Annotated in this window: 5 protein-coding genes; 3 read left to right on the top strand and 2 right to left on the bottom strand. The window is 56.8% G+C overall.

Annotated elements, in window-relative coordinates; translation table 11 throughout:
- Nucleotides 1–83 precede the first annotated feature (83 nt).
- Nucleotides 84–467 (bottom strand): hypothetical protein, encoded by a 384-nt coding sequence (locus AC5E6W_RS19030; RefSeq protein ID WP_491753911.1) that lies wholly within the window; start codon nt 465–467, stop codon nt 84–86.
- Nucleotides 464–973, bottom strand: a complete 510-nt coding sequence (locus tag AC5E6W_RS19025) for a hypothetical protein (RefSeq protein ID WP_491753910.1) — start codon at nt 971–973, stop codon at nt 464–466. Before AC5E6W_RS19025 ends, AC5E6W_RS19030 begins: the two co-directional genes overlap by 4 nt.
- A gap of 882 nt (nt 974–1,855) precedes the next feature.
- Between AC5E6W_RS19025 and AC5E6W_RS19020 the strand changes: the two genes are divergently transcribed.
- From AC5E6W_RS19020 to AC5E6W_RS19010, 3 genes are all read left to right on the top strand, one after another.
- Nucleotides 1,856–3,502 (top strand): M16 family metallopeptidase, encoded by a 1,647-nt coding sequence (locus AC5E6W_RS19020; RefSeq protein ID WP_491753909.1) that lies wholly within the window; start codon nt 1,856–1,858, stop codon nt 3,500–3,502.
- Between the two features lie 254 nt (nt 3,503–3,756).
- Nucleotides 3,757–5,016, top strand: a complete 1,260-nt coding sequence (locus AC5E6W_RS19015) for a M16 family metallopeptidase (protein WP_491753908.1) — start codon at nt 3,757–3,759, stop codon at nt 5,014–5,016.
- A gap of 340 nt (nt 5,017–5,356) precedes the next feature.
- Entirely contained in the window at nt 5,357–8,527 is a 3,171-nt protein-coding gene (locus AC5E6W_RS19010; protein ID WP_491753907.1) for an RNA polymerase sigma factor, read from the top strand.
- The last annotated feature ends 18 nt before the right edge of the window (nt 8,528–8,545 follow it).

The following is an 8,545-nucleotide window of genomic DNA, read 5'->3' as shown; positions in this document are numbered from 1 at the left end:
GGCGGGATGGGATGGCACTCGCTCCGCTCCTGCCATCCCTTCCCGCCGAATCCTGCAACGATCAGAACCTCCAAATCGCTGCGCTACACTAACAATCCAACTGGTTCAAAAGATCGGGCAGACCAGTCTATGCCCGCCAAGGAACTCAACGGGATAAAGAAGTCGCCGTGCTTGAGACGGCCGCGCAGTGCGGCGGAAATGCCATGGTCTTCAATGATCTGGACAAGCTTTATGAGGAGGAAGGTGTGGACCTGCCGAGCAAAACCATAGATAGCTTCCATCACGCCGTCTTCGCGCCAGTCGTGACCGAAAACGAGACTTGCACCTTGACCGAACAGAGCAGCTACGAGTTGCACCGTGACCCGGTTGACTTGCCAGGACGGGAATCCGCGCTCTTCGCTGTCGTCGCTTTCCGAAACGGATACGTTCACAACGAATCCGGCAAGCGGTCGTTGAATCGGGCTCATGGCGTCGCTCCTTTCAACGCTGAAAGTGTGTTGGGCGTGACAAGCCGTGTCCCGGCTGGACCGTAGCCTTTGACCAAGGCATCTGCAGCTTCGTATAGCCCGGCACGGAAGGGACGGTCAGGGTAGAGAATAGTGCGCGGCACTGCTGGATCAGCGGTCGAACTGCTCAGCACCCGACAGGTCCTCAGCAATGCTGCCATGCTGGGTTGAAAGCTGAACACCCGCAACTCAACTGGATTGGGAAGAGCACCGCTAGATTTCATCTCTTCCACGCGGCGCATGAAATGCAGGAAGCGCAGGTCTTCTCTCAAAGCAAGAAAAAGAACGCGGACGAGGTTTCCGTCAGGAATTCTCACACTGGGAACGCGGTCTAACGGCAAGCTGCCAGCCGGATAAGCCAAGTTCGTTCGTGCATCTACGAGCACTGCTGGCGTCGCATATTCGTCCGCCCACAACACTTCTTGCTGGCACCAGTGCCGGTTGTCGTATTCGTCCGTGCGAAGCATCACGATCAAAGAAGCGCCGGCGTTCTTTTATAATTCGGCCTGCCAGTCGCAGCCGGGAGGCAAATCGTCTGCGTCATAAAACTTCGGCAACCACCTGAGCTCGTCAATCTGATACTTCAACGCACGTGCTAACGGCAAACCATCCATTTTGGCGTGGCCGATAAACAATTTTAACGGTGCAGGATTGAAGCCGATAGATGACACAAGGGCCTGAGCCAAGCCTGGAGTCATGGAAGCCGTGCCCGATTCTGGGTTGGGGTTGAGGGAGTGCAGGGCACCCCGTCAGCGCCTCGATCCAGACGCAAGCATGATTTCCTTATTTTTCGTTTGACATTCCCTGGACAGTGCTCTATGTTCCTGATTAACGTTCCGGTAATTTACTCATTTTGGCAAATTCTCCGTGCTGAATGGTCTCACCCAAAAGACGCCGCTCCGATCGCAGCAAAGACGGCCCGCCGGGAGAATAGTCGTACGCCATCTGCACCAGATTGAACCAAGTTGTTCCCCTCGTAGCCGGTTCTTCAGCCCCGGAGCATTCCGGACTCCGCACCGCCTTTCACATCTCCCGCATGATTCAAGGCCTCTACGAAGAGCCTTCAGGAGATCCCTGTCTCTTTTGCTTGTCGCTCTCATACGCACGCTCAGTGCAGTCGCCGCGCAAGCACCTCTGAATGCTCGGTCCGTTTCGGCGGGCATTCACTATGCCCGGTTGTGGTGTACGCGGCGGCCGCGAATCTCAGCGGCCGGTTCACCCCGAAGTTATTTGAGAGCCCGATTGAGAAGAGCAAAGACAATCTCTCGCGGCGTTCACAAATTTCTCTCTGTCCGCGTGTACGATTTCACCCTTCTCCGCACTCAGTAGAGGTACAGCAAAGAATCCGGATGCCCGCGCCGCATGGCGAATGGAGCTTCCCCACGTCGGCTTGTCTTCCGGCTGAGGGAAGCGGGCACCTCGGTTCATTTGTTCTGTGCATTGTCTTGAACCTATATGAGGTAGGAATGAAATTGCGTTCTTCTGTGCGCCTGCTGGCGTTCTCATGGTGTCTCCTGACTAGCTATTGTTTTGGTCAGGATCTGGCGAGCTTCGAAAAACGAGTCACGGTCAAAGTGCTTCCGAATGGCCTCACGCTGATCATTTGCGAACGGCCCGAAGCCCCGGTGTTTTCTTATTTCACGCTCGTCGATGCAGGCGATGCGAATGATCCCAGCAGCGAGTCCGGACTCGCGCACATGTTCGAGCACCTGGCCTTCAAGGGTTCGAAGGAGATTGGCACAACCAACTATCCCGCGGAGAAGGAAGCGCTGGCCAAAGTGGAGAGCGCCTATGCGGCTTATGACGAGGAGTACCGCAAGCGTGTCGGGCAGGACCCTGCCAGGTTGAAACAGCTCAAAGCATCTTTTGATGATGCCGAGAAAGCAGCGAACGCCTACGTCATTCCAAATGAGTTCACGGAGATTGCGGAGGCGAACGGGGCTACAGGATTGAATGCCGAGACCAGCCTGGATGCCACTCAGTACTTTTGGAGCATGCCTTCGAACCGATTGGAACTGTGGGCGTCTCTCGAAAGCGATCGCATCGCCAATCCGGTGCCCCGGCAGTTTTACCGGGAGCGGGATGTCGTGATGGAAGAGCGGCGCATGCGCGTGGATTCCAGTCCACAGGGCCGGTTAGGAGAGCAGTTTCTGGCAGCGGCTTACGCAGCGCATCCTTATCATCGTCCGAATGTCGGATGGGCAAGTGAGTTGAGCCAGATTACTGCGACGGAGGCAGAAGCCTTTCACCGGAAGTATTATGTGCCGGCGAATATTACGGTTGCTGTAGCGGGAGATGTCAGTCCGGCCGACATGGCAATGCTGGAGAAGTACTTCGGCGCCATCCCTGGCGGTCCGAAGCCAGAGGAGATGACCACGGTCGAGCCACCGCAGACAGCGGAGAAGACCGTTGTGCTGAGGGAAGCAACGCAGCCTATGTATCTCGAGGGCTATCACAGGCCCGATTACCTCGATCCGGATGACTCCGTCTATGACGCGATCCAGGACATCCTGAGCAATGGCCGCACGTCTCGGCTGTTTCGGTCCCTGGTTCGGGATCAACAGATTGCGGCGGCAGCAGAGGGTTTCACCGGATTTCCCGGAGACAAGTATCCGGGATTATTCGCATTCTTCGCCGTGCCGAACCAGGGGCACACGTCGGAGGAAATGCGCGTTGCCCTTCATAAGGAGATCGACAAACTCAAGACGTCGGATGTGACGGACGAAGAGCTTGCGATGTTCAAGACGCGTGCGCGCGCGAACCTGCTCCGTGGCCTGGACGACAACCAGGGGCTCGCCGCGGGCCTGGCATACTCCCAGCTTCGATATGGAGATTGGAGAGCGCTCTTCACTCAGTTGCACAAGATCGATGCGGTAACAAAGGCAGACATACGACGCGTGGCGAATCAGGTGTTTGTGCCGAATAACCGCACTTACGCGATGGTGGAGTACGAAGCTCCAAAACAAGCTGCGGCGACCGTAGGAGGTGGAAAGTGAATTTGAAGCATACTGCTTTTCTCCTCGTCCCCAGCCTCATCTCCAGTTGCGGCTTTGCTTCGGCGCAGCAAGCATCCACGCCGGTTGTCCCTCCGGATGCCAAGGTCGCAGCGCAGGGTCAGGCATGGACGAAGGTCCCGGTTCCTCCGCTGCATCCATTCCATCCCGAGCAGCCAACCCGGATTGAGCTGAAAAACGGCCTGGTCATTTTGCTCGAACCCGATCACGAGCTTCCATTCATCGATGGCTCGATCATGATTCGCGGCGGCTCCCGCGACCTTCCTGCGGACAAAGCTGGCTTGGTGGATCTCTACGGAGGCACATGGCGCACGAGCGGAACAGCAACTGTGAGCGGCGACAAGCTGGATGACATGCTCGAAGCCAGGGCCGCAAAGGTAGAGACAGGCGGTGGTCTCGACTCAACGTTCCTGATGTGGTCCTGCCTGGCCGCGGATGAAGATCAGGTCTTTGGAACAGCTGTGGATCTGCTGGAGCATCCGGCCTTCGATGCGCAGAAACTCGTGTTGGCAAAGCAGCGGTCAACCACGATCATCGCGCGTCGCAACGACAATGCAGCCGGCATCGCACAACGCGAGGCGTCGCGACTGGTCTACGGCCAGGACAGTCCTTATGCGCGGCAACCGGAATTCAGCACAGTGTCCCAGGTGGCGATAGACGATCTGAAAGCCTGGCACGCGAAATCAGTCCATCCGAACAATATGATTGTCTCGGTTGAGGGCGACTTTGATCCGGTGGTCATGGAGAAACAGTTGCGAACGGCATTTGAAGACATGCCGCGTGGTCCCGAATTGCCCAAGCCGAAGGCTGCATTTCCGGGACCCAAACCAGGCGTCTACTCGATCAATAAAACGGACGTCAACCAGAGCAATGTGTGGATTGTGGGTCTCGGCACAGAGCGGAGCAATCCGGATTACTATGCGCTCTCAGTCATGAACCAGATCTTTGGAGGGGGATTTGGGTCACGCCTGTTCCAGGATGTGCGCACGAAACAGGGCTTGGCCTATTCCGTCAGCGGAGGTTACGGATTTTCGTACGATCATCCAGGGATGTTCTATGCGGCCACCTCTACGAAAAGCGAAAGTACGGTAAAGGCCACGCAGGCGATTCTCGATCAGATCGCCATGCTGAAGTCGAAGCCGTTTACGGACGCCGAGCTGACGAGTGCCAAAGACCAGCTGCTGAGCTCCTTCATCTTCCACTACGACAGCCGAGAGAAGGTGCTGATGGAGGCCAGAATGCTGGAATTTTATGGCTATCCTAAGGACTTTCTGGAGAAGTACCGGGTAGGGATCGAGGCGGTCACGCTGGCCGACCTGGATCGCGTTGCGAAGAAGTACATCGATCCCTCCAAGCTGGCGGTCCTGGTTGTGGGCAACGAGACTCAGTATGGCGCCCCGTTGACCGACCTGAACCTAGGTCCAGCCCACCCTGTCGATATCACAATCGCGATGCCGGCAGCCACGAAGCAGCAGAATGGCCCGGGTATGCAGTGACCGGGGAAGGTAGTCGTACTTCGTGAGTCCGGGCGCCCCACCTTCATGCGACTTGCATGAAGGTGGGGCGCCGATCCATACACACTCCAATCCGCGACGCCAGGAAGCCACAGACATGAGACGAAGGGGTGATGAACGCAAGTGTTTGTGCGACTTCAGTGGGAGATTTGCTGCATTCCGCGATGTCCCCCCCGGACACGCGTTCCTGTCGCTGGGAGACACGCAACCCATTAGATGAACCTTCTGCAACCGCTTCTTTAATCTTCTGCAATCTTTTTGAGTTTTCCACATACGATTCGCGGGGTCGATCGACTCAGTAAGGGTACAGACACAATTCATTATGCCTACGCCGTATCCATCTACGAGCCCGCACTCCCCGTCTATCTCTCCGGCGGAAGAGATCTTCGTTGAGAAATATGGTCTGCTGTCGCAATGGGCCTTGCGTTTAACCGAGGGAGATCGCGAGCAGGCAGAAGATCTGCTCCATGAAGCCTTTGTGCAGTTCACGCTGCGTCAGCCAGATCTCTCGGCCGTAGGGAATATCGACGGCTATCTCTATGCGGTTCTGAAGCATCTTCATTTGGCGCTGCTTCGGAGAGCGAAACATGACCCTCTGCGCCAGATTTCTCTCGTCGAGTTCGACTCCGTCGATCTGGCGTTGCGTTCTTCCTACGATGTGGACCGGACCGAAGTGCAGAACGATCTTCGCCGGACCTGCGCCTTTCTCTGCTGGCGGAAAGCCAGTGCGAAGTCGGCAAGCTACCTGATCCTCCGGTTCTTTCATGGCTACTATCCCGAAGAGATCGTACGTATCGCACGTACGTCTCGCAACGTCGTGGACCACGGCATCCGGGTTGCGTCGGGTGAGGCGAAGCTTTCGCTCTCGAATCCGGGGAAGCTCCACTTTATGCCCGGCGGCACGAAGGATAAACAGCGCGGTGAGTTCGAGTTCGTGCCCGGTTTTGAGCCGAAGCTCTTTGCGGTTCCCGCAGCGGAATTTCTCCACGCGTTGGATCAGATCATCCTCGCGAATCGAGCAGATGCCTGCCTGCCGAAAGAAGAATTGCTCCGGCACTACAGCGCGCCTTCTCTCCTGTCGAGCAAGAAGAACAAAGACAACGTCGTCTCGATCGATCGCGGACTTCTGGCGCACCTCGTGAGTTGCCCGCCGTGCCTGGACGCTGTCAACCATCACTTGCAAATGCCCCCGCTGTCGGACCGTTTCCCGGGCGAACGACTCGGCCGTTATCGCGGCGGTTCAGGAGAGAGCGGCACTACCATCCGCAGAGCTTCAAAAGTTGGAGGCGCCCAGATGCGCTACGAACAAGCATTCAAGGAGATGCTTGCAGCAAAAGGCAGCATTCTCAGGGTGGCACAGTCGCGCCTGCGGGAGTGCTTTGAACATCGGCCCAGGAAATTGTTTGTCGCGGTGAACGGCGAGATCGTGGCCGCACAGGACGTAGCCTCGGACCATAACAAGCAATACATCCACATAAGCCACGAGGCCGCAGTCGATTTCGTTGAGATCTTCAGTGAGCAGGGAGTTCGGCTTGCTTTTATCAGTACACGCCATCCGCCCCTCGATGGCCAGGAGACGCTCTTCCAGGACGTCTCTCTGAGTGCCGGCCGATCACTGCAGGCTGTCCTTGAAATCACTTCTTCCGATCTCTCGCTCGAGGTTACATACAGTGATTCTCTGCTGGTAAACGCGATCGATCTCTCAGGTGCAGAGTCTGATCACAGCCTGCAGTTAGTCGCAGGCACCGGAAAGAACAGCGGAGTTACCCTCGGCTGGTGGGATCGAGCGACCAAGCCGTTCCTTGCATCCGTGCGCGAGCGGTTATCCGGGTGGCTGGACTCCTTCCGACCACTGGCCCTTGCCAGCGCATTTTTCCTAATCTTTGGGGCGGTTGCGGGCCTCTACTTCGCTCGTTCGAACCAGGGATCCCGCGAGGTTGGGGCTCTACTGACTGAGGTAGCCCAAAGAGAAAACCGTCCAATTCAAGCGGGATACCTAACTCATCGCGTCCTTGAATTCGAGGAGACCTCACTCGACGGGCAACAGACAATCGAGCGTGGAACGGTGAATATCTGGAGGGGCTCCGATAAGAAGCAGTTGGCGATGCTATTGTCCTCCCCGGACGGCAAGCTGAAGGAGGGCCTGTGGGAGACTGCCGATGGAACCTATCTCGCGTACAAAGATAAAAAGCTGACCACTCACGCAGCGGCCCCGCGTAAGCTCCAGGACGCGGTCACCACCGGCGACCCAGGATCTATGTGGATGAAGGAACCCCTGGCTGGCGACTTCAAGGAGCTTGCTGCAGGTCGGGGCGCCATCCTCCTTCATTCATTCCACAAGAATTCCATGATCGACTATCAGCCTGTGTCGCAGGATCCGGATAATGCTCGTCCCCATCTGATCGATGCAGTTCTCACGCTGGATAGTAATCGTCGCGCCGTTCACGAAGTGCTCTGGATCGAGCGAAACGGAGAGGTGCGTCGTTACAGCTACAACGAGATCGGTTACGAAAACCGCGAAGCCACTTCGGCCGATATGGGCATATTCTCCCCCAGCGCAAATCTCTCCCGTGGCTATCAGCCTGTCAGAGGCGAGCCTGCGTTGCCTCACGGCGGCGGCGCCTCCCTGGCGCACCTCAACCTGGAAGCATTTATGCTTCTGAATGCCGTAAATGCTGATAGCGGAGAGCAAATCACAGTCACACGTCTGCCACCTGACCACCTCAGCATACGGGGCATTCTTTCCTCCGATGAGCGACTCGCGCAAGTCCGGCATGCGCTTGCCCCAATGGAGGGGAACCCCTCCGTTGATATTGCGCTGGCTTCTGCAGACAATTTGAAGCCGCCCCTCACGACGGGTCACTTCGCTTCGAAGGCGTCTCAAGTTGCGATCAAGAGTTATGAGATCGATGCGCAGACCATACCTGCGCAGGTGCGACTGAAAACCTATTTCTCCAATCGCGGTTATTCCGGTAAGGAGTTGGATAGTGAAATTGAAAGCTTCTGCCAGGAGGCTCTCCGGCACTCGTCCCGGGCCTTGCAGCAGGCGTGGACGCTACATAGCCTCGCCTCGTCGTTCAATATGAGCGACCTACAACACATGAGTCAGGAGGACCGCAGGCAGTGGATTGCGCTCTACCTGCGCCACTCTACAACCCTCCAGTCTGAAATGCAGGCCATCCATCAATCGCTCGATGTGCTCGCCCCAGCTGGTTCGAGCGATGGGACAGGGAGCAAACGGAGTGTTGCAGACTCGGCGCCATCTCCGTCGCTGGATCAGGCCTCAATTCAAGCGCTTTCCGATCAACTTCTAGAGCAGAGCTCCAAAGCCGACAGCGTTCTCAGGTCTACTTTGACAGCGTCGGGCTATCCTCCTCAGGACGTTGACGCACTGTGTCAGAAGTTACAGCTTCTCACTGCAAATGCCGACCGGGCGATCCGTGAAATCGAACATCGTGCCGAGAACTTGGAAGTCAGCCAGGTCGTCCATTAGCCACAATTCAGCAGACTC

Source organism: Bryocella sp. (genome assembly GCF_058498515.1).
The sequence above is the reverse complement of the archived record's forward strand: the minus strand, read 5'-3'. Positions and strand labels throughout refer to the sequence as shown.